This window comes from Halomonas sp. SCS19 (assembly GCF_040147015.1).
Lineage (GTDB): Bacteria > Pseudomonadota > Gammaproteobacteria > Pseudomonadales > Halomonadaceae > Halomonas > Halomonas litopenaei.
The window spans coordinates 906,098-929,793 of record NZ_JAMSHN010000001.1 but is presented as its reverse complement, the minus strand read 5'-3'; the positions used below and the strand labels follow the sequence as shown (position 1 = coordinate 929,793).

The 23,696-nt window shown below is 64.5% G+C and carries 23 protein-coding genes and 1 tRNA gene; 14 read left to right on the top strand and 10 right to left on the bottom strand.

The window, feature by feature from the left end:
• Window positions 1-92: 92 nt before the first annotated feature.
• A complete protein-coding gene (locus tag NFH97_RS03800) occupies window positions 93-1,061 on the top strand; it encodes a LysR family transcriptional regulator (protein WP_349624454.1) in 969 nt (322 codons plus the stop codon).
• A gap of 53 nt (window positions 1,062-1,114) precedes the next feature.
• On the opposite strand, the gene NFH97_RS03795 is transcribed toward NFH97_RS03800, so the two are convergent.
• On the bottom strand, window positions 1,115-2,032 hold the full coding sequence (locus NFH97_RS03795; RefSeq protein ID WP_124802638.1) for a TIGR03571 family LLM class oxidoreductase: 918 nt from the start codon (window positions 2,030-2,032) through the stop codon (window positions 1,115-1,117).
• A gap of 477 nt (window positions 2,033-2,509) precedes the next feature.
• Between NFH97_RS03795 and NFH97_RS03790 the strand changes: the two genes are divergently transcribed.
• Window positions 2,510-2,887, top strand: coding sequence for a YkvA family protein (locus NFH97_RS03790; RefSeq protein WP_045994728.1), 378 nt, complete (start codon window positions 2,510-2,512; stop codon window positions 2,885-2,887).
• On the opposite strand, the gene NFH97_RS03785 is transcribed toward NFH97_RS03790, so the two are convergent.
• The 3 genes from NFH97_RS03785 to NFH97_RS03775 all read right to left on the bottom strand — a co-directional run bounded on the left by NFH97_RS03785 (window position 2,888) and on the right by NFH97_RS03775 (window position 6,116).
• Window positions 2,888-3,898: a zinc-dependent alcohol dehydrogenase family protein gene (locus NFH97_RS03785; protein WP_349624453.1), complete on the bottom strand. Its 1,011-nt coding sequence runs from the start codon at window positions 3,896-3,898 to the stop codon at window positions 2,888-2,890.
• A 152-nt stretch (window positions 3,899-4,050) separates the two neighbouring features.
• Complete coding sequence (locus tag NFH97_RS03780) at window positions 4,051-4,962, bottom strand: LysR family transcriptional regulator (RefSeq protein ID WP_108131427.1); 912 nt, start codon at window positions 4,960-4,962, stop codon at window positions 4,051-4,053.
• 299 nt (window positions 4,963-5,261) lie between these two features.
• Window positions 5,262-6,116 carry a DUF4437 domain-containing protein gene (locus NFH97_RS03775; RefSeq protein ID WP_349624452.1) on the bottom strand — a complete coding sequence of 285 codons (855 nt, stop codon included), beginning with the start codon at window positions 6,114-6,116 and terminating at the stop codon, window positions 5,262-5,264.
• 199 nt (window positions 6,117-6,315) lie between these two features.
• Here NFH97_RS03775 and NFH97_RS03770 point away from each other — a divergent pair, with 199 nt between their 5' ends.
• The 3 genes from NFH97_RS03770 to NFH97_RS03760 all read left to right on the top strand — a co-directional run bounded on the left by NFH97_RS03770 (window position 6,316) and on the right by NFH97_RS03760 (window position 8,990).
• Entirely contained in the window at window positions 6,316-7,245 is a 930-nt protein-coding gene (locus NFH97_RS03770; protein ID WP_349624451.1) for a LysR family transcriptional regulator, read from the top strand.
• 346 nt (window positions 7,246-7,591) lie between these two features.
• Window positions 7,592-8,323 (top strand): enoyl-CoA hydratase/isomerase family protein, encoded by a 732-nt coding sequence (locus tag NFH97_RS03765; RefSeq protein ID WP_348827650.1) that lies wholly within the window; start codon window positions 7,592-7,594, stop codon window positions 8,321-8,323.
• A gap of 244 nt (window positions 8,324-8,567) precedes the next feature.
• Window positions 8,568-8,990: a DUF3617 domain-containing protein gene (locus NFH97_RS03760; RefSeq protein WP_349624450.1), complete on the top strand. Its 423-nt coding sequence runs from the start codon at window positions 8,568-8,570 to the stop codon at window positions 8,988-8,990.
• A 195-nt stretch (window positions 8,991-9,185) separates the two neighbouring features.
• Here the strand turns inward: NFH97_RS03760 and NFH97_RS03755 are convergent, their stop codons facing one another.
• The 3 genes from NFH97_RS03755 to NFH97_RS03745 form a co-directional block, all read right to left on the bottom strand.
• The gene (locus NFH97_RS03755; protein WP_349624449.1) at window positions 9,186-10,721 is read right to left on the bottom strand and encodes a DUF1254 domain-containing protein; all 1,536 of its coding nucleotides are present in this window, start codon (window positions 10,719-10,721) and stop codon (window positions 9,186-9,188) included.
• Between the two features lie 63 nt (window positions 10,722-10,784).
• Window positions 10,785-12,272 carry a DUF1254 domain-containing protein gene (locus tag NFH97_RS03750; RefSeq protein ID WP_349624448.1) on the bottom strand — a complete coding sequence of 496 codons (1,488 nt, stop codon included), beginning with the start codon at window positions 12,270-12,272 and terminating at the stop codon, window positions 10,785-10,787.
• A gap of 476 nt (window positions 12,273-12,748) precedes the next feature.
• Window positions 12,749-12,825: transfer RNA gene (locus tag NFH97_RS03745), tRNA-Arg, on the bottom strand.
• A 181-nt stretch (window positions 12,826-13,006) separates the two neighbouring features.
• Between NFH97_RS03745 and NFH97_RS03740 the strand changes: the two genes are divergently transcribed.
• The gene (locus NFH97_RS03740) at window positions 13,007-13,957 is read left to right on the top strand and encodes a methyltransferase domain-containing protein (protein ID WP_349624447.1); all 951 of its coding nucleotides are present in this window, start codon (window positions 13,007-13,009) and stop codon (window positions 13,955-13,957) included.
• Window positions 13,954-14,946: a methyltransferase gene (locus NFH97_RS03735; RefSeq protein ID WP_349624446.1), complete on the top strand. Its 993-nt coding sequence runs from the start codon at window positions 13,954-13,956 to the stop codon at window positions 14,944-14,946. Before NFH97_RS03740 ends, NFH97_RS03735 begins: the two co-directional genes overlap by 4 nt.
• A 28-nt stretch (window positions 14,947-14,974) precedes the next feature.
• Here the strand turns inward: NFH97_RS03735 and greB are convergent, their stop codons facing one another.
• Window positions 14,975-15,520 carry a transcription elongation factor GreB gene (greB, locus tag NFH97_RS03730; RefSeq protein ID WP_349624445.1) on the bottom strand — a complete coding sequence of 182 codons (546 nt, stop codon included), beginning with the start codon at window positions 15,518-15,520 and terminating at the stop codon, window positions 14,975-14,977.
• Window positions 15,521-15,891: 371 nt separating this feature from the next.
• Here greB and NFH97_RS03725 point away from each other — a divergent pair, with 371 nt between their 5' ends.
• The 7 genes from NFH97_RS03725 (at window position 15,892) to NFH97_RS03695 (ending at window position 21,725) form a co-directional block, all read left to right on the top strand.
• Window positions 15,892-16,590 (top strand): hypothetical protein, encoded by a 699-nt coding sequence (locus tag NFH97_RS03725; RefSeq protein WP_287162919.1) that lies wholly within the window; start codon window positions 15,892-15,894, stop codon window positions 16,588-16,590.
• Window positions 16,591-16,725: 135 nt separating this feature from the next.
• Window positions 16,726-17,352: an NUDIX domain-containing protein gene (locus NFH97_RS03720; RefSeq protein ID WP_108131435.1), complete on the top strand. Its 627-nt coding sequence runs from the start codon at window positions 16,726-16,728 to the stop codon at window positions 17,350-17,352.
• Window position 17,353: 1 nt separating this feature from the next.
• On the top strand, window positions 17,354-17,803 hold the full coding sequence (locus NFH97_RS03715; RefSeq protein ID WP_045994525.1) for a DUF1249 domain-containing protein: 450 nt from the start codon (window positions 17,354-17,356) through the stop codon (window positions 17,801-17,803).
• 35 nt (window positions 17,804-17,838) lie between these two features.
• Window positions 17,839-18,576, top strand: coding sequence for a metallophosphoesterase (locus NFH97_RS03710; RefSeq protein ID WP_222515553.1), 738 nt, complete (start codon window positions 17,839-17,841; stop codon window positions 18,574-18,576).
• 112 nt (window positions 18,577-18,688) lie between these two features.
• A complete protein-coding gene (gene cysD / locus NFH97_RS03705; RefSeq protein WP_045994523.1) occupies window positions 18,689-19,645 on the top strand; it encodes a sulfate adenylyltransferase subunit CysD in 957 nt (318 codons plus the stop codon).
• 126 nt (window positions 19,646-19,771) lie between these two features.
• Window positions 19,772-21,199, top strand: a complete 1,428-nt coding sequence (cysN, locus tag NFH97_RS03700) for a sulfate adenylyltransferase subunit CysN (protein WP_349624444.1) — start codon at window positions 19,772-19,774, stop codon at window positions 21,197-21,199.
• Window positions 21,200-21,479: 280 nt separating this feature from the next.
• Entirely contained in the window at window positions 21,480-21,725 is a 246-nt protein-coding gene (locus NFH97_RS03695; protein ID WP_045994521.1) for a Rho-binding antiterminator, read from the top strand.
• A gap of 211 nt (window positions 21,726-21,936) precedes the next feature.
• Here the strand turns inward: NFH97_RS03695 and cmoB are convergent, their stop codons facing one another.
• Window positions 21,937-22,941, bottom strand: a complete 1,005-nt coding sequence (gene cmoB / locus NFH97_RS03690; RefSeq protein WP_045994520.1) for a tRNA 5-methoxyuridine(34)/uridine 5-oxyacetic acid(34) synthase CmoB — start codon at window positions 22,939-22,941, stop codon at window positions 21,937-21,939.
• A complete protein-coding gene (cmoA, locus tag NFH97_RS03685) occupies window positions 22,938-23,675 on the bottom strand; it encodes a carboxy-S-adenosyl-L-methionine synthase CmoA (RefSeq protein WP_108131439.1) in 738 nt (245 codons plus the stop codon). Before cmoA ends, cmoB begins: the two co-directional genes overlap by 4 nt.
• Between the last annotated feature and the right edge of the window lie 21 nt (window positions 23,676-23,696).

The window sequence follows — 23,696 nt, the reverse complement described above, 5'->3', positions numbered from 1 at the left end:
TCGATTGAGGCTTGTATTAGACCGGTTGGTCGCACATTATTGATGCCAAATATGCACGCATCTGTGCGCTTGTACCTTCTGTGGAGACCTTCATGGACCAACCGAGTCGTCTGCTGCTGCTGGTCGATGTGGCCGAGCTTGGCAGCTTTTCCGAGGCCGCCAAGCGCCGCGAATTGGATCGCTCGGTGGTGTCCAAGCATATCGCGCGCCTCGAGCAGGAGCTGGGGGTGCGCCTGCTCAATCGCTCGACGCGCTCGCTGTCACTGACCCAGGCGGGGCAGGCGATGGTGCAGCAGGGGCGTGAGCTGCGTGACTGGATGTACCACACCCAGGCGCTGGCGGAGAACCTGCAGCAGATGCCGAGCGGACGGCTCAAGGTGAGCGCCCCGGGCATCCTCGGCCGCTGCCTGGGCTTCGAGGCGATGCGACGCTTTCGCCAGCACTATCCCGATGTGCAGGTGGACCTGCAGTTGGAAGAACGACGGGTCGACGTGATCGGTGAAGGCTACGACCTGGTGCTGCGGGTCGGCGACCTGAAGGACTCCAATCTGGTGGCCTCGCCACTGGCGCCCAATCATCTGTTGATCGGCGCCAGTCCAGCCTTTATCGAGCGTCATGGCGAGCCACGAGACCTCGCCACCCTGGCCCGGCTGCCGGCGTTGACCTTCAGCTCACAGCAGTTCCAGCTCGACTATCTGCCTTACCTGGATGACCAGGGGCGGGAGCAGAAGCTGCCGCTCAATAGCCAGGTGCGCACCAGCGAGGCCGAGGTGATCAAGCGTGGGGTGATGGAAGGCATGGGCATCGGGGTACTGCCGGCATTCGCCATGTACAACGAGGTCAGCGACGGACGTATCGTGCCGCTGATGACCGACCTGGCACTGCCGGAGTTCGGCGTCATCACGCTGCTCTATCCCCACCGCGAGATGCCGCTGCGTACCCGGCGCTTTATCGAGATTCTGCGCGAGATGGTCGGCTCGCCACCCCAGTGGGAGGCACGCATCCCCGGCTTTGCCGAAATGTACGGCAAGGGCACTGGTGGGATGGGCCTGGCGTCCTGAGTGTGGCAAGGGTGACGAGCCGGCTGTTAGTCGCACGTCGCTGCAAGGTGAGCCTAGCCAGCATCGAAGGCCGGCAACACTTCCTCGGCCAGGCGATGCAGGGTCTCTTCCACCGGCGCCTGGTTGCGGCGCAGGTTCAGGCCGATGTGATTGACGCCGGCGGCCTGCATGGCCTCGAGCTCGGCGATCAATCCCTGGCTGCCGACCCTCAGCCCGAAGCGGTGGCGGCGAGGCGGTTCGTCCGCGCGCTCGGCCAGGTCCAGGTGCAGGAAGCTGATGTAGGGCTTGTCGCCGGCCACCTCGCGCCACAGGCCGACCCGACGGCGGTGGTCCTCCGGCGTGCCGGGGTAGGCCAGCCAGGCATCCATGTGCTGACCGACCCAGTCCGGGCGCTGCTGGGCCAGACCGGCCACCAGCAGGGGCGGTGGCGTCGCCATCGGCAGCAGCGCCTGGCCGGCGTCCAGCCGCGCATCCTGATCGCCCCTCAGCACCGCGACGGCGTCGCGGAAGGCCTCACCGCGCTGCTCGAAGGGTATTCCGAACAGCGGATATTCCACCGGACGGTCACCGCTGGCGACACCCAGCAGCAGCCGGTCACCGCTGAGCTGTTGCACGCTGGCGGCGGCCTTTCTGACCAGCCAGGGCATACGCAGCGGCAGCACCGCAGCGGCGGTGCCCAACAGTGCACGCTGCGTGGACGCCGCCAGATAGCCCAGGTAGGTGAACATCTCGAACACCTGACCGGCGTCGCCAAAGTGCGGGTCGTAGAGCGGTACATCGCGCAGCCACAGCGCACGAAAGCCGAGGCGATCGGCCAGCTGGACACGGTTAAGGTGTTCGCTCAGATCGGGGACGCCGAAGGCGCGACCATCGCGCAGGCGGGCGGCTTCACCGGCGGGGCTCCAGTCATTGTCCAGCGCCAGCTCCAGACCCAGGGTCAAGGGGCCACTGGTCAGTCGTTGCAAGCTCATCTTGGCTCCTGCCTCGAGGGGAGGCGTATCAGTTCGATAGAACGCTAGGCGCTGTCCGAAAAGTCGACGAGCGAAGGTTAGACAAGGCAAAAATCGGTGAGAAAGCGCAGTTTACGGGGTGTAAATGAGCATTTTGACCGGGCTGGCGCACCAGCCGATTTTTAACGCCGTATTACCGAGCGCAGGCACTTTTCAGACAAGCCCTAATCGTTGTAATGGAGTGTGGCGCCGTCAGAGGCGGGGAAAAAGAGGCTCGCGGCGGAATCACTTTTTCGTTTGCGGCAACAATCGACACGAAGCACCCGATGACGCTGTAGCAGGCACGGGGCAGGGCGACACCATTGAACCGACACCGGGAGTCCTGCTTCACTAGGACAATGGTATCGGCGATAAAGGTATCGCCGATAAAAGTATCGCCGACTGGGGCCGGCTCAGGGAAGGGCAGCGGGCGATGCCACGGCGCAACGGGAGGAAACAATGAAAGACGAGACAACCCAGCAGGTCATCCTGGCCGGAGAGCCGATCGAAGAGCACCAGGGCCACTATTCCGACGAGCGCTTCTGGGCCAAGGTCGGGCGCTACGCCAAGGCCGCCGGCGAGGTCACCCTGTCCCGGGCGCTGACGCTCTACTACGCCGCCCGGGACAAGGACACCCCCGTGTGGGCCAAGACCACCATCTACGGTGCGCTCGGCTACTTCATCTCACCGCTGGATGCCCTGCCGGATCTGACCCCGCTGGTCGGCTACACCGACGACATGGGCATGCTGGCGGTGGCGCTGATGACCGTGGCGGCCTACGTCAAGGACGAGCACAAGGACAGGGCCAGCGCTACCTTGAAACGCTGGTTTTCCTGATCAGCCCTCGACGTCCACGACCACCTTGCCGACGGCCTTGCCCGAGGTGAGGTGGGCGTAGGCCTTGCCGACGTCGGCCAGGGCGAAGCGGTTGTCGTCCACCAGCGGCGTCAGTGCCCCCGAATCGATGATCTCGGCGAGCGTCGACAGGATGGTGCCGTGCACTTCCCGGCCGACGTTGTGGATCATCGGAATCAGCATGAAGATCACGTGCAGCGAGGCGCCCTTGAAGTGCGCCGGCGTCATGTCCAGTTCGGCCAGCGACATGGTCGTCGCCACCTGGCCGTTGAGCTTGACCGCATTGAAGGAGTTGATCAGGTTGGGGCCGCCGACGCTGTCGAAGATGACGTCGAAGCCGGCACCGTCGGTGTGCTGGTTGACGTAGTCGTCGACGCTCTGGGTCTTGAAGTCGATGGCGGTGGCACCGAAGCCTTCGATCAGTTCGCGCTGATGCTCTCCCGAACCGGTGGCGTAGACCTCACACCCCAGATGGCGGGCAAGCTGCACCGCCACATGGCCGACGCCACCAGCACCGCCATGCACCAGCACTTTATCGCCGGTCCCTGCGCCTGCGCGGGTCAGGCCTTCGTAGGCGGTGATGGCGACCAGTGGCAGGGCCGCGGCGTCACGCATCGACAGGGAACGCGGTTTGTGCGCGATCAGTCGGGCGTCGGCGAGCATGTACTCGGCCAGACTGCCCTTGAGGTCGGTGAGCCCGCCGGCGCAGCCGTAGACCTCATCGCCCGGGGCGAAGCCGGTCACGCCTTCGCCGACTTCCTCGATGGTGCCGGCAAAGTCCATGCCGAGCACGGCGGGCAGATCCGGTGCGATCGGCAGCTCCTCCTGGCCCAGCTGACGGATCATGGTGTCGATGGTGTTGACGCTGGTGGCGGCGATACGCACCACCACCTGACCGGCGCTGACCTGGGGGCGAGGCAGTGTGGCGGATTCGAACGGCGCGTCCTCGCCGTAGCGGTTGAGGACCATGGCGGACATCGATGAGGTGGACATTGTCGGTCTCCTGTAGAGGGTGTGGATCAATGCCTACAGGATTGCCGATGCCGCCTTGGAAAAAAACGCCATGACCCGGGAATCAGTTTCTGGAAATCGCTGACAGTGCGCGCCGGCTACTGCGTAGTACGGCGTAGTAGGGCGTAGTGCTGTCAGTGCCTGTCCCAGATCGGTGGTGTGCCGATCTTCTCCAGCAGGAAGTCGATGAACACCCGGACCTTGGCGGTCAGCACGTTGGCTTTCGGGTAAACCAGCCAGATGGCGGAATGATCGTCGACCTCGTGGTCGGGCAGAACTCTGACCAGTGTCCCCTGCTCCAGGTCCTTGTGGATGCTCCACAGCGCATGCATGGTGATGCCGGTGCCCGCCACCGCGGCCACCCTCATGCTGGCGCCATCGTCGCAATAGACGCGGGGCTTGGCCCCGGCCGGGGGAAAGGTGTGAGGGGTGCGCATCCCGTTCTTTGATAATGCCCGCGGCGTGCCACCCTGAAAGACCACCAGCCGATGGCTTTGCAGGTCCTGCGGCGTCCTGGGAACGCCGTGGCGCTTCAGGTAGTCGGGGGAGGCACACAGTACGCGCTTGTCGTCGGCCAGCTTGCGCGCCTTGAGGTTGCTGTCCTCGATTGGGTAGTTGCGCAGGGCCAGGTCAAACCCACCCTCGATCAGGTTGGTCTGGGTATCCGACAGTCGCAACTCCAGGCTGACGCTGGGATAGCGTTCGAGAAATTCCGGCAGAATCGGTGCGACATAGAGCTGGGCGAACGTGCTGGAGGCGGCGAATCGCAGGCGCCCGGTCGCCTCTTCGCTGTCCTTGCCGAGGGCGGCGAGCCCTGCGTCCTCCTGGGCCAGCATCTCCTTGGCGAAGGGAAGAAAGGCTGCCCCTTCCTGGGACAACGATACCTTGCGGGTAGAGCGATGCAGCAGGTCGGCGCCGACCTGATGTTCGAGCTTTGATAGTCGAGCGCTGGCGACCGCCGGCGCGATGCCGAGCTGGCGTCCCGCCGCGCTAATATTCAGCGTCTCGGCCGCCAGTACAAACAGGCGTAGTCCATCTGTGTCCATTCACTAGGCTCCCGGTGACGTTGATGGCCCCGGCACCAGCTTAAGGCAAGCGCCACGCCGCAGATAGCGCGGTTAGCTGCTGAGCCGAGGCAGGGCATGAAAGGGCCGCGTCGCGGTGGCGCTCCGGCGATGCCTTACCCTGCCTCGACCTTGCTTTAACCATGCCTTCACCGTGCGCAACGCCCCCCGGCCGGGCCGGGCGGCAGCACCGAGCGGCCCCCGGGGCAGAGGCGCGGTATCGAGCCTGCACGAATCTTTCCGGGAGGCCGGGGGCACGGCGAACGCGAGGCGTCGGGAGGTCAGCGCGACGCGAAGTCGAAGCTGCCATCCGTGCGCACGTAGAACAGGCATTCGGCGTCCGAGGTGCAGGTCAAGAGCGGAGCCGAGTCGTCATTCGCGCTGAAATAGCTGCCAGAGGGAAGCGGTGACGAGCCCTGAATATCGGCCCCGCTCAATTCGGCGTCGCCCTGGATGACAACCGCGCGCAAGGTATCACCGTCCCCGCTGATGGTCCCCGAGGCTCCTGCCGGGAGCTTCAGCAGGGAGCCGTTGGCTTCTCCGGGCGCGGTGCTTCCCCAGAGAAAGGCCACTTCGGCGCCCTTTTCCTGCGACTGGCCGGGTACCTCGAGCCAGTTGATGGCATCGGCATCTAGCCAGACCATATTGCCGGCTTCCAGGTTGACGGGTTTCTCGCCATTGTCGAAGGCCTGGTCCGAGGGCTGGACCAGGTAGGGGCCCTTCAGAATTTCCAGAAAGATGGTGGCGCCTTCTTCGGCGATGGCGGAGGTAATGTGATCCTCGCCAGCCGGCTGTGTCCAGAACGACCCCGGACCCATCCACATGGTGGCGGCATCCGGGTCATCATTGTGCACGGCACCCTCGATGACGACCGCACGGTAGGTGATGTTGTGAATATGTGGGGGCGAGGCAAAGCCTTCCTTGAACTCGATGATGGCGCCACTGGGCACATCTTTGGTGATGTCGCCCCACAGCACGCTGGCCTGGGGACTGGCGTCGCCTCTGGCAGGGTTCAGCGGCTGTGGCGTCACCTCCGAGCGCAGCACCACCTCGGTGGCGGCGGTGGCCGGGCCGGCGATCGAGAGCGTTGCCATCGCGACGCTGGTGGCAAGCAAGGGAAGAGCAGATAAGCGCATGGGGTCACTCCTGAGAAGACGCTGGACGGACGGCAGGGGCCGGATCTTCGGAATGCGAGGTCGGCAACCGAAGCCTCGTTCAAGGCACCGCAGGGAGGAGCATGGTTACCGGCCCAGCAGTGAGGCGATGAACGGTAGCGGCTGGGGTTGGGGGGATAAACCGCCTATATTCGAAAAATAAATCCGGAGAATCCGAATAATGCTCGTTCACAACATGCGCCTCTTTCTGACCATCGTGGAAAAGGGCAGCCTGGTGGCGGCGGCCAGAGAGACGGGGCTTTCCAGTACCACCGTGTCCGAGCGCCTGGCGTCGCTGGAGCAGTACTTCGGCGTGGTGCTGATCAATCGCACGACCCGCTCCATCAGCCTCACCGAAGAAGGCCGTACCCTGGTCGAGGGCGGCAAGCAGGTGCTGGCAGAGCTTGAGGAGCTGGAATCTCGCATTCGTCATGGCGCCCAGACCCTGTCCGGGCCGATTCGCATCAGCGTGCCCATCGACCTGGGCCGCGGGGTGGTGTCCCAGGTGATGGCGAACTTTGCCCGCGAAAACCCGGACGTATCGCTCGAACTGTCGCTGTCGGACGGTTTCACCGATATCGTCGGTCAGGGCTTTGATCTGGCGCTTCGGTTCGGGCAAGTGCTGGACAGCAGCCTGCGCATTCGCCAGCTGGGATCGTTTCGCCGGATCGTCTGTGCCGCCCCTACCTACCTGGAGCGCCATGGCGTTCCTGGCACTCCCACGGAACTCGCACAGCACAACTGCCTGGTGATGCGTTTTGGTGCGGCGCTGGACAACGTCTGGAGCTTTGGGCCTGAGGACGCACCGCAGCAAGTGACGGTAAAGGGCAATCGGATCGCCAACGACGGCTCACTGGTGCGCCAGTGGGCGGTGGAAGGTCATGGCATCTGCCTCAAGTCCGAGCTGGACGTCCAGGAAGACCTTGAACAGGGACGGCTGGTGCCACTGCTCGAGGACGTGGCGGCGCCCCCCAAGCCCTTGCAGCTGATGTTTCCTCCCGCTCGCGACCAACCCCGGCGGGTGAAGGCGTTTGCCGAAGCGCTCTGCCAGGAGCTGTCTGCCAGAGAGCAGGCCGTCTCGGCCTACAGGGCTGACAGAGAGAACCGGTAATGAGAGCTGGTAGAGAGAGCTGGTAGAGAGAGCTGGTAGAGAGCTAGCAGAGGGAACTGGTAGAGAGAGCTGGTACAGAGAGCTGGCACTGCCGTGCGTCTTGTCGGGGGAGAGAATGTGAGGGAAGTGCCTGAAAGGGCAAAAATTGGTCCCCATTATACGGATTTTGCGAATTCTGAAACCGGAAAGCGGCCATTCTGAAGCCATCTCGACTGGGCTAAGTTGGTCCGAGTGTCATCGAGCTGAACGGTAGCCACGGGAGGCCGGCGTGCAAGGCGCAGAATGGCTCGACCATCCGCAGTGCCAGGCCGGCGACGGATTCACGAATCTGTCCGAGGGGATTGTCATGCAGTACAGAAATTTCACTACCTTTAACGTATCGGTACGCCGAGGTGCCGCCTGGGTGACCTTCCTGGAGGCCCCGCTGGACCCGAGCGGTGCCATCTTTCTCGACGAGATGAGCAAGCTGCTGGATCATCTCGAGCGCGATGCCAGAATCGATGCCATCGTCTTTCAGTCTCGGTTCCCTGAAGTGTTCTCGCGCCTGGCGGGATACCAGATATTGAAGGGTGCCTCGTTCCCCCAGGTCGGCGATGACGACAGCAGAAAACGTGAGTTCAAGCGTCTTCTTGCGCGAATCGAAGACCTCCCGCAGACCACCATCGCCAAGGTGGAAGGCATGGCCCGGTATGGTGGCCACGAGCTCGTCATGGCGTGTGACGTGCGCATTGCCGCAAGAGGCCTTGCGAGATTCGTGCCGATGGAGGTGGGCTTGACGGGGCTGCTGGCCCGTGGCGAGTCTTACGGGCACGAGAATCGTGTGGGTCCGGTCGGTGGACTGAGTTCCTTGCTGGGTAGCCGAGACTACGGAGCCGATCAGGCGGAATATCTTGGCACCATTCACCGTGCCCTGGACCCGGAAGATGTCGCCGCCTATGTCGATGATCTGGTGAGACGCCTGACGGGCCAGACCGGCGTGACAGATGAACGCAGAGACATCGACCCTGCGTCTACACCCCTGCACGATAGCCCAAGGGAAGATGCGCAGACGGATTACCCAGGCTTCGCCCTGGCCTAGTCGCGAGGAATGACGCGCGACATGACAGACGGTATGACGAGCCCGGTGTGAACCTCCCGGGTCGGCAGGATCATGGCTTCCCGCGTGCGAGCGTGCCGACATCGACAGCACGATCCTTGATGTAACGTTCTGTTGTTTAATTGCTTTCTTTTGGATGTTTTTCCGTTTTGCCGGTCATTGGTGAGATAGGCTGGGGGCGCCGGTACCTCGGCGACTTTTCACCAAAAAAAGACGGGAAGGATCCATGTCACGACACCTCTTGCTTGCCTCTCTGCTGATCGCGGTATCCACCAGCGCCATGGCCAGCGACCTCAAGCCTGGACAATGGGAAATTATCCAAAGCATGTCAGGCGACCAGATGCCTGAGCAGATGACTCAGGAGACGACCGAGACGCAGTGCATGACCGCGGAAGAATCCAGTGACATGATCGCCACGTTGCGCGAGGACTGGACATCGTCAGGTTGCGAAGACATCAAGATCAGACGCAATGGCGATATCATCGATGCCCAGGCAACCTGTCCCGCCGGCGCTCGCACGACCACCTTCGATGCCAGTATCACGATGCACAGTGACGAGCACTTCAACAGCATGATCGAGATGGACAACGGCCAGCAGGTCACCATCGAGCAGGAAGGTCACTGGGTCGGCGAGAACTGCGAAAGCTAGGCCAGGAGCTCAAGCCCTGCAGTGCCAAGCCCAGTAGCCAAGCACGGCCCTCGAACCACTTGGCCTGCAGCATGGCTGATCAAACAGAAGGCCCGCCTATGGCGGGCCTTCTGCTTTTCTCCATCAAGGCGATAGCGAGTGAGGGCGTTGCCACCTGGCCAGGTGCCCTCACACATTCTCGGGTGGGATCGGTAGCTACTGCGCCTTCTCGATATCGCCAGGCTTCCAGCTACCATCCAGCGCCGGTTCGGCGGGGGCATAGAGGCGCAGGATGGCGAAGAAGCCGCGCCCCGGGGCGGTGGCGAGCCAGTTGTCCTGCTGGCCCTCCGGGGCCTCGGGACCGAGGTAAAGCCGGGTGCTGCCGTCATCCTCCTGGGCGGGTTCATCGAGCTTGCCGAGCGAGGGAAACGGTTGGCCATTGTCGAGGCCCGAGGCATTCTCAGCCTCGTACAACGTCACCGACCAGAACAGTTCCGCCGGGATATCGGGGGGCAGTGTCAGGGTGTAGTGCTGGTCGCCGATCAGTGGCTCGCCGTCCGCATCCTCGAAGGCGATCATGTAGAAGGCGCCCTTGCCGGGGGTCATCGACACCATGCCGGGGCTGATCGAGAAGTAGTCGGTGAAGAACCAGGCGCGAGCGTCCAGTTCACGGTATCCCGCCTCGCTCGACATCCAGTCGAGCCCGACCGGCACGTCGGGCCAGCGGGCCGAGACGTTGTTGACCGGATTCAGCCATTGGCGGTCCTCGTACACGCGGAAGTCCTCGCCGTTCAGACCGTGCTGGAAGCCGATGACGCGGCTGGTCTTGTAGCCGGTCTGGGCGGCGGCTTCCAGTGTCTTTCGGGTCGACTCATCCGGGGCGAAGTCCCGATCGGAGGCGATGCCGATACCCTCGAGCATGCCCAGCCAATCGGGGCCAGCCAGGGCTTCTCCTTCGGTATCGACCAGATACTTGAGCTGGTCGAATGCCGTGGCATCGGAGCGCGGCAGCATGTTGTAGGAGCCGCCCGCGGCGTCCGGGAATTCCATCGGCCTGGCGCTATCCTTCTCGCCGAGGGGATAGATCAGCGACTGTTTCAACAGGTCCGTCGCCGGCGCGATGTTGTCGAGGGACTGATAGAACGAGCGCAGGAAGAAGAAGACGTTGTTGGTGCCCGAGCGATAGACGTAATGATCCTCGGGAACGTCGCCCTCCCAGCCCGGCGGCACAATCAGGAAGTTGCCGCCCTTGCCACCGTCTGGCCCCGGCAGGCCCAGATCACCGAAGTAGTTGCCGCCATCGACGGGAATCGGGCGTTGCCAGGCATCCAGCAGGATACCCTGCAGCTTCGGTGGCGCCTCGAAGACCAGCGGGCCGCTCTCGCCCAGGTCGGCGAATACCATGCCGTAGATCAGGTCCGAGTTGGGCGTCGTGATCAGCGTCCTGGCGTCCAGGCGCTCGGTCCAGATGGGCATGACGTTGTAGCCGGTGCCGAAGGCTTCCGCCGCGCCGTCGCGCATTCCCATGGTGTTCAATAGTGGCAGCGCCCACAGATAGGTCTGTGTCGCTCGCTGGAAGGTCAGCTCCTCCATCAACTGTTGGGCGGTCTGCTCGGTGGGACGGTTCTGTTCAAAGGGCAGGTTGGCAAGTTCCGTCGCGCGCTCGGACTGGGCCAATGCGACCGGTGTCAGGGCCAGTGGCAGGGTCAGGGCAAGACCGGCGCACAGAAGGGGTCTGGACAGGCATTTCATGATCGGCTCCCGCGGCGTGAAAAGGGGCGACCCGCCGGCAAGGGCGGCGGGTCGAACAGGGGATTACTCGACGAGTTCAAAGTCCGGGAGTGAGAAGGACTTGTCGAAGAAGGCCTGGCCTGGTGCGTAGAGGCGGAAGTACACGAACCAGCCGTCATCCTCGACCGTCTTCATGTGGTTGCTTTCCAGGCCGCTCGGGGCATCCGGACCGATGTAGAGATCGATGGAGCCGTCTTCGTTGTACTGGAGCTGTTCCATGCGGCTGTCGAGGCTGACATCGGAGATCTCCGTTCCTCCGTTGTCATAGGGGCGGCGAGTGTCTTCGCTGTAGAGCGTCAGCGACCAGAACTGCTCCACCGGAACCTCCGCCGGGACATGCAGCACGTAGTTGCGATCGGCACGCAGCATGTCGCCATTGGCGTCACGCTTGGTGGTCATGTAGACCTGTCCCGCGCCGGGCGTCGGGTTGACCATGCCCTCGCTGGAGCCGACCGCCTCGTAGAACCAGGTCGCACGTTCGTCGATCTGCTGCAGCGTATCGGTGGCCTGGGCGACGACGAAGTCGAAGCTCTTGTACCAGGAGGTGCCCTCCCACCAGACATCCGTATAGCGCGGATTCACCTGCAGGTTGCGGGTCATCAGCTCACCCAGGGCCGCGCCCTGCAGCAGGATCTCTCGCTGGCGCTCGTCCGGTGCAAAGGCTTCTCCCTTGATGATGCCGAGCGGGGCGAGCATCGCCATCCACGCCTTGTCGATCTCGCGTACCGGCTCTTCGTCGATGATCGAGGCGAGCTTTTCCCAGTAGGCGAGGCCCCGCGGGGCGGTGGCGCTCCACTCGACGTCCTTGCCCTTGACGAAGGTGCTGGGCGAGGTGTCACCCACCGGCCCCATCTGGTACTGGGACACATAGGTGTCGTAGTAGGCCGGGTCGGGATCGAGGATACGGATGCCCACCAGCACGTTGTTCGTCTCGCTCTGGAAGACGTGGGCATCTTCTTCGCGGTAGTCGTCGGGATCATCACCGGGGCCGACCACGATGTAGGTGGCGCCTTCGCCCTTGTCGGGGCCGGTCAGGCCGAGGTCGAATACCGGGCGCATCCACATGTCGAGCACCCCGCCGGCGGTCTGGCCGGGTGGGTAGTCGATCTGCACCGGTCCATCGGAAAGATCGGTGAAGTTGAAGATGTAGGGGGTGGTCAGGTTGGCGGTGACGATGCCGCGTTTTTCCTTGAGCGTCTCGAGGACAGCAAAGGCACCGGGTTCATCGGTACCGAAGGCTTCGCCCTGGTTGTCGCGCCAGGTCGTCGTGCTGACCAGCGGCGTCGACCAGATATAGGCCTGGGCGGCCCGTTGCACGTCCATGGTGTCGAACAGTCGCTGCGACGCCTGTTCATCGAAGTAGCTGTCCTGCAGTTCGATCTCGCCGGCGGGCGTCTCGATCACCTCGTCGCCGTTGAGGGTTGCCTGATCGAGTGGAACGGCCGACTGCGCGAGCCCCGAAGCGCAGAGCAGCGCCCCGGCGACGGTGGCCGTGGTCATGTGATGAAGCATCTTCCCGAACTCCCTTTCTGTTATCGATGGTGGTCTGAGCCGGGCGGAGTTCGCCTCCATCGCGCTAATCCGCACCGTCGTGCTGTCGATCCGGTCGTGCCTGGTTGCGTCCGAGCCTCGTGTGGGGGCACTGCGCATCGACAGGACGCAACAAAGCCCGCCCGGCGCGGCGCCTGATTCGCCACCGCTCGAGAATCGTCTTCAAAATATTTCTGATTTAGAAAGCTGGCACAGAGCCCGAGATCCCGCCACTAAGCCGCCTTCGGGCTACTGCCGATTTTGCATAGTATTTTCGAGCAGGGCTGTGGACTGCTGCATGGGGGGAGGGTCAGGGGGCAAAGTCAGGGGAACAGTCAGCCAGAAGGACATGCGAGAACATGTGACAGACGATGCGTCAGCGTGGACAGGCAGACAGGGAGGGGAGCCAGGGGCGGCAATTGCACGGAAGGGAGGGAGCAATGGTGGCAGGACCGACATGGCGCCCTCTGCAGGATTCGAACCTGCGACCTGCCGCTTAGGAGGCGGCTGCTCTATCCTGCTGAGCTAAGAGGGCGTTGGGGCGGCATTATAAGCGGCTGACTCGCCAAGATAAACCCGCAGTTGGCAGGGAAGGTGACTGGGACGGTGGCAGGGATGGTGGCTAGGCAGGTGATGAGGGCGGGTGTCAGCGCTGGCCTGGCTCGGTAGAATGCGCGCCACGGCTCTTTGTTATCCACACCTGTCTGGCGTTTTCGATGTCTCAACACCCCACGAGTGACGCTGCCGTCACTCCCGCTGCTGGTTCTGTCGCTGCTTCTGATGCTGCCGCTTCTGTTGCTGGTCATGCGTCCGGCGGTGCGCCGCTGTCTGTCCATGGCGATCGCCACTTCGATGGACTGGCGGACAAGTTCTCGGCGTCGCTCTACGGGCACCTGCGCGGCGAGCTGCGCCTGTCGTTGCTGGACCGCCTACTGCCGGAGATGCTCGATCTCGAAGGCCAGCCGGTGCTGGACGTGGGGGCGGGGCTCGGTCAGCAGGCCCAGTGGTTTCTCGAGCGTGGGCATGCGGTGACGCTGGCCGAGCCCGCCGGCGAAATGCTCGACCGGGCCCGGGAGGCGATCGACGCCCAGGGTGTCGAGGCGTCCCGGGTCCGCTATCTGACGTCGCCGCTGCAGGACCTGGCGGGCGAGGCCCCTGGGCCCTGGCCGCTGGTGGTGTGCCACGCGGTGCTCGAATGGCTGGGCGACCCCAGGGCGGCCATCGATCGTCTGGCCGCGCTGATGGCGCCAGGGGCTCAACTGTCGCTGATGGTGTTCAACCGCGACGCCCTGCGGCTGTCCAACGTGGTCAAGGGCAACCTGGACAAGGCGCTGGAGGATCGGCTCGAGGGCAAGGGGCAGCGTCAGCGGCTGACACCGATCTCGCCGCTGACCCATGACCAGGTGATGGCCTGGACCGAAGAAGCCGGGCTTCGTTGCGAGGGCGTGGCGGGGATCAGGGTGTTCCACGATTACCTGCGCCACCCGCCCCAGAACGACAAGGATCTCGACAAGCTGGTGGCGCTGGAGCACGCCTACTGCCGCCTGGACCCCCACTGGCGGCTGGGCCGCTATCTGCTCTATACCTTCCGCCGTCCGGCCGACCCCGAGGGGAGTCCATCGCCGCGCGACGGCGGCGCTGACACCCGTGAGGAGACCCCGACATGAGTGCCGAAACCCCGGTTTGCCAACTGCTCGAGCGTCAGGACGCCGACTATCGCGGCTGGTGGTGGGTGGCGCCGCCTCGGGATGGCTGGCTCGAGCAGGGCGAAGGGACCCTGATCAGCGCCGATGTGTCGGTGCGTGCTGCGTGGCAGGCCCAGGGGCGCCCGGCGCTGTCTCCGTTCTCGCCCGAGGCGTCGCCGCCGCCGGGTGTGGTGCTGTTCTGGCCCAAGTCCCACGCCCTGGGGGAGTGGTGGCTGCTGTGGCTGTGTCAGGTGTTGCCCGAGGGCACGCCGATGCAGCTGGTGGGCGAGCACCAGGGCGGCATCAAGCGGGTACTCAAGGTGTTGGCGGCCCTGGGCATGGGCTGTCGCAAGCTCGACAGCGCCCGGCGCTGCTCGCTGTTCGCGACCCGTTCGGCGCCCCAGCCCCTCGACCCGGAAGGGGTGTGGACGCGCTTCGAGGCCGCTGGCCTGACGCTGGCAAGCCACCCGGGCGTCTTCGGACACGGCAAGTTCGACGAGGGCACGGGGCTGCTGATCGAGCAGCTAGAGACCGCCTCGCCCCGGGGCCAGGTGCTCGACATGGGCTGCGGTGACGGCATTCTTGCGGCCTGGATGGCGCAGCAGGGGCGTGATGTCACCGCGGTGGATGTCAGTGCCTTTGCGGTGGAAGCGACCCGGCGCTCGCTGGCGGCCAATGGGCTCAACGGCGAGGCGCTGGAAAGCGACGTCTACTCGGCGCTGGCGGGTCGTCGCTTCGACGCCATCGTCTCGAATCCGCCGTTTCACCAGGAGCGCTCCATCGACTACGGCCCGGCGGCCCGTCTGATCCAGGAGGCGCCCCAGCACCTGACGCCAGGCGGGCAATTGATCCTGGTGGCCAACGCCTTCCTGCCCTACGCAGATCCCCTGGAGAAGGCCTTCGGCGGCTTCGAGATTCTGGCCGACAATGGCCGCTTTCGGGTCTACCGTGCCCGCCTCGCCAGGGGCTAGGTGCCTGCTGGGCTAGGCGTCTGCCGGGCTAGGTGTTCTGACCCGGCTTTCGGTAGTGGATCTCGGTGATCAGCCAGGTGGTCTCCCCACCGGGGGCGGCCACCGTCACTTCGTCGTCCAGCGACTTGCCCAGCAGCGCCTTGGCCAGCGGCGCGTCGACGCTGATCCAGCGCTTGCTGGTGTCGGTCTCGTCGTGGCCGACGATGCGCAGTGACATCTCTTCGCCGTCTTCGTCCTCCAGGGTGACGAAGGCGCCGAAGAACACCCGATCGGTGTCCGCCGGCAGGCGGTCCACCACCTGCAACTCATCCAGCCGTTTGGTCAGGTAGCGAATGCGACCGATGACCCGGTTGAGTTCCTTCTTGTTGTAGGTGTAATCGGCGTTCTCGCTGCGGTCGCCAAGGGCCGCCGCCTCGCCGACCTTGGCCGATAGCTGCGGTCGCTTGACCCGGCTCAGGTGGTCGAGAATACCCCTCAGGCGCTCGGCACCTTCCAGGGTGATCAGGTTGCTCTTGGGTTCCTGACGGGGATCCTTCGCCGGGTCACGCCAGCGAGTCATGTTGCGGCCTTTCATGGCGATCCTCGGTGAGTCGTTGAATCAGACAAGGTCCACGAGGGTGCCGCGACTTGGGTCAGGTCGCAAGCGCTTTGGGTGGTGGGGGAAAGGTCAGGGGGAGCGAGGCAGTGAGCGGTCAATGAAGAATGCGACTGGCGAATAAATCAAACGTTCGTTACATTTCGGGGAGGGCGCCAGAACGCGTGTGGCTTTCCGTATCGGGTCACAACGCCTGGGTCAGTGCTCGGCATCGCTCGGGCTGATCGCTTGGCCTGATCGCTTGGCCTGACCGCTCGGCCTGACCGCTCGGCCTGATTGCGCACTACGGCCGCCCACCATGACCACCCAGCATCAGGGTGCATCACAATAACAGTATCCGGAGCCGCCAAATGTCACGAACCCTGTTTTCCGCCTCGCCTGATGTTCCATCTACCGCGTTGCGTCGACGCCCGCGTCGGCTGCTGGCCACGACGGCGCTGACGCTTGTTACCCTGTCCGCCTGCCTCGCCAGCGGCGTGGCGCTGGCCTGGCAGGGTGAGCTCGACCAGCTCAAGAACCGCTGGGAAAGCGTCACCACCTCGAGCGCCTTGTCGGCCCAGGAAGCCCCGTTGACGGCGCTGGCCGCCGAGGCCCACGAGCTGAGCTCGGCCAATCCCAACGTCAGCGAGCTGCTGGTGTGGGAGGGCATCATCGAGGCGTCCCTGGCCAAGGCCAAGGGCGGGCTCGGCGCGCTGGACAACGCCAAGGCCGCGCGGCGGGCGCTGGAGCGGGCCATCGCACTGGACGCCAATGGCCTCGATGGCTCGGCCTACGTGACCCTGGGGGCGCTGTATGACCGTGCTCCGGGCTGGCCGGTGGCCTTCGGTGATGACGACAAGGCCGAGGAAATGTTCAAGCGCGCGCTGACGATTCGCCCCGGCGGTATCGACGTCAACTACTACTACGCCGCCTACCTGGCCGACGAGGGCCGCGACGCCGAGGCCCGCCAGCACGCAGAAAAGGCCATCGCCGGCGCGGTTCGCGCCGGACGCGAAGCCTCTGATGAGGCGCTCAAGGCCGAGGCGCGCGCCCTGCTCAACGAGCTATGATCAGGCGCTCAACGAGCTCTGACCCGCGCCGATTTCCCTGTCGTTTCCCGCCTTGACAGGAGGCCCCACCTGGACTCGCCTTGTGGGGCCCCTGACCGATCCGGATAATGGGCCGATCTGTCTGCGGAGGTCCCCATGCCGGAAACGAGCAACATCGATGCCCCCTTTACCGCCCAGGACGTCGAACTGGTGTCACGCGATTGCCTGCACCAGGGCTTCTTTCGTCTGGACAAGCTGACCTTCCGCCATCGCAAGTTCGAAGGTGGCTGGAGCGAGGCGGTGGTGCGCGAGGTGCATAGCCGGCACGACGCCGTGGGCGTCATGCTCTATGACCCCGAACGCGACAGCGTGGTGCTGGTGGAGCAGATCCGTGCCGGCGCAATGGAAGACGCCCACACCCCGTGGAAGCTCGAGTGCGTGGCCGGACTGGTCGACAAGGACGAGTCTGCCGAGGAAGTGGCCCGTCGCGAGGCCCTCGAGGAGGCCGGTTGCGAGGTCGGGGACCTCATCTTGCTGCATAGCTACTATCCTAGTCCGGGTGCCTGCGACGAACGTGTGACGCTTTTCTGCGGTCTCGTCGATACCAGCGGACTGGGTGGGGTGCATGGCCTGGACGAAGAGCACGAGGATATCCGCGTCCATGTGTTGCCATTTCATCGTGCCTGGGAACTTCTCAATCAAGGGAGACTCGATAACGCCATGTGCCTGATCGGCTTTTACTGGCTGGCCGCCGAACGGGCGTCGTTGAGAGCAAGGAGGTAGCGTGACCCAACGCAGCGCCTACGTCACCGATCTGCGCACCCTGCAGAGCGAGTGCACGGCCAACTACATCCGCCTGACGCGCCTGCTGGGCGAGCTGGAAGAGGGCGAAAGTCGCGAGGTCGAACTGCTCAACGGCGAGCGTCGACTCGGTGCCCTGCGTCTGCATGTCGAAGAGCTGGCGCCCTATACCAGCATCATTCGCGTCAGCCAGGAGGGTATCCTCGACGGCGTCATCGACAGCCCGCGCATGCGCGTGCACCTTTATCACGATGTGCGCATGGCCGAGGTCACCGACTTTCAGCGCCGGCGCCACTTCGATGGCCGCTACCGCTATCCCAACGCGCATATGCACCAGCCCGACGAGAAGCTGCAGATCAATCGCTTCCTCGGCGAATGGCTCGATCACGGGCTGGCCCACGGCCACTCGCTGGATCTGCCGCAGTTGCCCTGAGCCGGTTCGCCGTTGCCGCCCGTCGAGAGATCTCCATGCGCCTGATCCAGATTAGCGATTGCCACCTGTACGCCGACCCGATGGCGCGCTCGCGCCGAGGCCTGCCCGCCCATCAGCTTGAGGCGGTGGTCAAGGCGGTGGACGCCGACCGCCCGGACCTGGTGCTGGTCACCGGTGACATCAGCCAGGACGAGTCCGAGGCCGCCTACCGGCTCGCCACCGAGCGATTGAGCGAGCTCGACTGTCCCTGGTTCTGGATTCCCGGCAATCACGACGACGTGGCGTTGATGGGCGCCGAGCGGGACATCCTGCCCGAGGTCGAGGCCGGCCACTGGCGGCTTCTGCAGCTCGACACCCAGCTTGTCGGTGAGGCCACCGGGCAGCTCGGAGAAGAGGCCCTGGCCGCGCTCGGCGCGCGTCTGGCCGAGGACGACCGGCCGACCCTGATCGCCATGCACCATCCGCCGCTGGCGGTGGGCAGCGCCTGGATCGACGCCCTGGGCCTGGTAGATGCCGACGGCTTCTGGGAGGTGCTGGACGGCTATCCTCAGGTGAAGATGGTGCTGTGCGGTCACGTGCATCAGGCCTTCCACGGCGTGATGTCTCTGGCCCATGGACGGGTCGACGTCTACGCCTGTCCCTCCACCTCTGACCAGTTCCTGCCCGGCAGCGAGGACTTCGCCGTGGACGAGGCGTCGCGCCCCGGCTACCGGGTGGTGGAGTTGAAACGAGAGGGAGAGTGGCAGACCTGGGTGGAGCGCGTCGATATCTAGGAGTCTTACGCTTGGTTCTAAAAAGATAGTTATTAATTCTTTTACGTTATTACTCGCCCCGCAGTATCCTCGCTGACATCTCCACTTTTCCCGTCATGCGAGGTGTCCGGCCATGACCAGCCTTTCCGCACCAGCCCGTGAGCGCGCCGCCCAGGCGTCGCTCACGCCGAAGCGACTGACCCACCTCAAGCAGCTCGAGGCGGAGTCCATCCATATCATCCGTGAAGTGGCCGCCGAGTTCTCGAACCCGGTGATGCTCTACTCCATCGGCAAGGACTCCTCGGTGATGCTTCACCTGGCGCGCAAGGCCTTCCATCCTGGCCCGCCGCCGTTCCCGCTGATGCACGTGGATACCACCTGGAAGTTCCGCGAGATGATCGCCTTCCGCGACCGCATGGCCAAGGAAGCGGGCATGGAGCTGATCGTCCACACCAACGAGGAAGGTCGTGCCGCCGGCATCAACCCCTTCGACCACGGCTCCAGCGGCTATACCGACGTGATGAAGACCCAGGCCCTCAAGCAGGCGCTGGACCAGTACGGCTTCGACGCCGCCTTCGGTGGCGCCCGCCGCGACGAGGAGGCCAGCCGTGCCAAGGAGCGGGTGTTCTCCTTCCGCGACCGCCACCACCGCTGGGACCCCAAGAACCAGCGTCCGGAACTGTGGAATCTGTACAACGCCCGCATCAACAAGGGCGAGTCGATCCGTGCCTTCCCGCTGTCCAACTGGACCGAGCTGGATATCTGGCAGTACATCTACCTCGAGAACATCGACATCGTGCCGCTTTACTTCTCCGCCCCGCGCCCGGTGGTGGAACGCGACGGCATGCAGATCATGGTCGATGACGAGCGCCTGCCCCTGGCCGAGGGCGAAGAGCCCGAGCAGAAGTGGGTGCGCTTCCGCACCCTGGGCTGCTATCCGCTGACCGGTGCGGTGGAGTCTAAGGCTCAGACCCTGCCGGAGATCATCCAGGAGATGCTGCTGACCCGTACCAGCGAGCGCTCCGGCCGTGCCATCGATCATGACCAGGCCGGTTCCATGGAGAAGAAGAAGCGCGAAGGCTACTTCTGACGCCGGCACCGACCGCACGCAGCCACGCGCCTTGCTCCGGCCGACAGTGATCCGGAGCGAGGACGCAGATGACAGATCAAGGGCCCGGCGTCCAGCACGACGTCGGGTCACCATCAGGGGTACAGCATGTCTCACCAGTCCAGTCTGATTGCTGACAACATCGAGCAGTATCTGCACGAGCACGAAAACAAGGACCTGTTGCGGTTCATCACCTGCGGCAGCGTCGATGACGGCAAGTCGACCCTGATCGGTCGCCTGCTGCACGATTCCAAGATGATCTTCGACGACCAGCTGGCGGCCATCACCCAGGCCTCCAAGACCAAGGGCACCACCGGCGAAGAGGTGGATCTGGCGCTGCTGGTCGACGGTCTGCAGTCGGAGCGCGAGCAGGGCATCACCATCGATGTGGCCTATCGCTTCTTCTCCACCGACAAGCGCAAGTTCATCATCGCCGACACCCCGGGGCACGAGCAGTACACCCGTAACATGGCCACCGGTGCCTCCACCGCCGGCCTCGCGGTGATCCTGATCGACGCCCGTTACGGCGTGCAGACCCAGACCCGTCGTCACAGCTTCATCGCCGACCTGCTGGGCATCCAGCATCTGGTCATCGCGGTCAACAAGATGGACCTGGTCGATTACTCCCAGGCGCGCTTCGACGAGATTGTCGCCGACTACCGCGCCTTCGCCGAGCAGCTTGACGCCAGCGACATTCACTTCGTGCCGCTGTCGGCGCTCAAGGGTGACAACGTGGTCGATCGCGGCGAGCGCCTCGACTGGTACCAGGGCCCGGCGCTGCTGGAGCTTCTGGAGACCGTGGAGGTCAGCCACGACCAGAACCTGAGCGATCTGCGCTTCCCGGTGCAGTATGTCAATCGCCCCAATCTCGACTTCCGTGGCTACGCCGGCACCCTGGAGGCGGGCATCCTGCGTCCCGGCCAGGCGGTCAAGGCGTTGCCTTCCAACAAGCTCAGCCGGGTCGAGCGCATCGTCACCTTCGAAGGCGATCTTGACGACGCCTACCCGGGCCAGGCCATCACCGTAACCCTGGAAGACGAGATCGATATCTCGCGTGGCGACTGGCTGGTGGCGGCGGACGCGGACATCACCCTGTCCAATGCTTTCGACGCCGACATCGTGTGGATGCACGACGACGCCCTCGAGCCTGGGCGTCAGTACGATATCCGCATGGCCGGGCGTGCCGTGGCAGGCCACGTCGACGCCATCCACTATCAGGTCGACGTCAACAGCCTGGAGCGTCATGGCGCCGAGCGACTCGAGCTCAACGCCATCGCCCGCTGCCGGGTGGCGCTGACCGCAGAGGTGCCCATCGATGACTACGCGCGGGTGCCTGGCACCGGCAGCTTTATCGTCATCGACCGGCTGACCAACGTCACCGTGGGCGCCGGCATGATTCGCGGTGCGGCCAGTGTCGAAGGCGGCGCTGCCGAGCAGGTCGACTGGGCCGGCTTCGAGCTGGAACTCAACGCCCTGGTGCGCAAGTACTTCCCCCACTGGGAGGCCAAGGACGTGCGCGAGCTGCTCAAGCGCTGACGTCCGCGACCGGCTTCACCATCGTTGGTTCGCTGCAACAGCGGCCCCTGCGCTACGGCGCAGGGGCCGCTGTCAGATGAGCACTGAAAGAGCACAGTAACAGCGGCGTCTCAGTGGCCTGGTTGAATCAGGATACTAGTGCTTTCCGATGGATTTAACTCCAACTGAGCAGCTAGATGGTGGCGGGCTGGTGCCTGGGCTAGACCAAAGGCAGGATGCGTCGCGTGTGACGTCATGACGACGTCTTCCATTCCCCCACGGAAGCAGGGAGGGCACGAACATGGTGGCCTGCCATCTCTATGACAATATCGAAATCGCCTGCCTGTACCATTTTCCGGTCAAGCTGTCGCTGCGAGACGGTGACGAGAAGCACGGCGAGGCACTGGATACCGCCTTCAACGAGGATCGCGAGGAGTGTCTGTCGCTGAAGACAGAGCGCGGCGAGCGCATGATAGTGCTCGACGACATTACCCGCATGGAAGTGCTGGTCGACAACCCCCATTTCATGGTGCTGGACTTCGTCTGACGCGGATCCGCCACTGACATAGCCCCTGACACCGCCCCTGACACCGCCCCTGACACCGCCCCTGACACCGCCCCTGACACCGCCCCTGACACCGCCCCTGACACAGCCCCTGACACAGCCCCTGACACAGCCCCTGACGACGACGCCCCGCTGACTGGATCAGCGGGGCGTCGCGCGTTATGGGGGCAGGGGGGGCAGAGGGGGCGCGGAATCAGGCTGGGCGCGTCGCGATCACTACGGCCCGACGCGGGGCCGGGTGTCCCTCGCGGGTCAGGTGGGGGCGCTCGGGGTCGAGGAAGTCACCCAGCGACTGAAAGGTCATCCAGTCGGTGGAGCGCTGCTCCTCCAGGCTGGTGGGGGCTTCATCCACCACCCGAACGTCGCAAAAGCCGACCTTCTCGAGCCAGCCCACCAGGGCGCGCGACGATGGCAGGAAGTAGACATTGGGCATCGCCGCGTAGCGATCGCCCGGCACCAGCACTCGGGTCTCGTCGCCTTCCACCACCAGCGTCTCGAGCACCAGTTCGCCGCCCCGACGCAGGGCGTCGCGTAGCTGCATCAGGTGGTCGAGGGGGGAAGGGCGGTGGTAGAGCACGCCCATGGAGAACACGCTGTCGAAGAAGCCCAGGCCCTGGGGCACATCGTCGATGCCCACCGGCAGGAAGTGGGTGCGCCCGCCGTCGGCATCGCCGACGAAGTGCTTGACCGCCTGGAACTGCCAGTAGAAGCGCGGTGAGGGATCGATCACCAGCACGAAGTCGGCGCCGGCGCCGGCCATGCGCCAGGCGTGATAGCCGTTGCCGCCACCCACGTCGAGCACCCGTCGACCGCGCAGCGGCGACAGGTGCGGCGCCAGCCGCTGCCACTTCCAGTCCGAACGCCACTCGGTATCGATCGCGATGCCTGCCAGCCGGTACGGGCCCTTGCGCCACGGCATCAGCGCGCGCAGCAGGTTCTCGCTCTGGCGACGACGGCTGTCATCAAGCTCCAGCTCGACCGTGACCTCGTCGCGATCGAGCTGGACATGGCGCTTGTCGGGCAGCGCCGGCAGCTTGGCCACCGCCTTCTCCCAGGCCGGCAGGTCGCCGTGACGCTGGCGGTCGAGGCCACGGGCGAACTGCTCGGGCAGGCGGGCAAGCCAGTCGCCCATGCCGGCGTGGCGGAAGGATTGCTCGAGAAAGGCGCGGTACACATCGCGCTGATGCTCGGGAATCATTTGAAGGCCACCATGGAGGCGAAATTCAGATACTGAAACCAGGTCAGCGAGCGCGCAAAGCCTACCCGCGCCAGGCGCTGGTGGTGCTGCTCCAGGGTGTCGGGCACCAGCACGTTCTCCAGTGCGTTGCGCTTCTGGCTGATCTCCAGGTCGCTGTAGCCATTGGCGCGCTTGAAGTCGTGATAGCGCTCCACCAGCCAGGCATTGTCCTGTTCGTCACCGGCCTTGATCTTCTCCGACAGGATCAATACACCGCCGGGCTCCAGCGCCTGGTAGAGCTTCTCGAGTACACCGTCGCGGTCTTCCGGGGCCAGAAACTGCAGCGTGAAGTTCAACACGATCATGCCGCTGGGACGGTAGTCGAGGTGGCGGATGTCGCCTTCGATCACCTCGATGGCGTGGTCGGGGCACTCGTGCTCGAGGGTCTGGCGGGCGCGCTCGACCATCGCTGGGGACAGGTCGACCCCGGTCAGGCTGAAGGCGTCCCTGGGTAGCTGGCCGGCCAGCGCCAGGCCCACGGCGCCAAGCGAGCAGCCAAGGTCATAGACGTGGGCGCCGTGGCGCAGGTGGCGCTCGGCGATCACCCCCAGCATGCCGAGGATCTGGCCGTAGCCGGGGACCGATCGGCGAATCATGTCGGGGAAGCAGGCGACGACCCGCTCGTCGAACGAAAAGCGCGCCACCTTGTCCAGGGGTGTGGAAAAGATGGCGTCACGGTAAGATGCGTCACTCATGGATTGCCAGTGTTGTCGGGC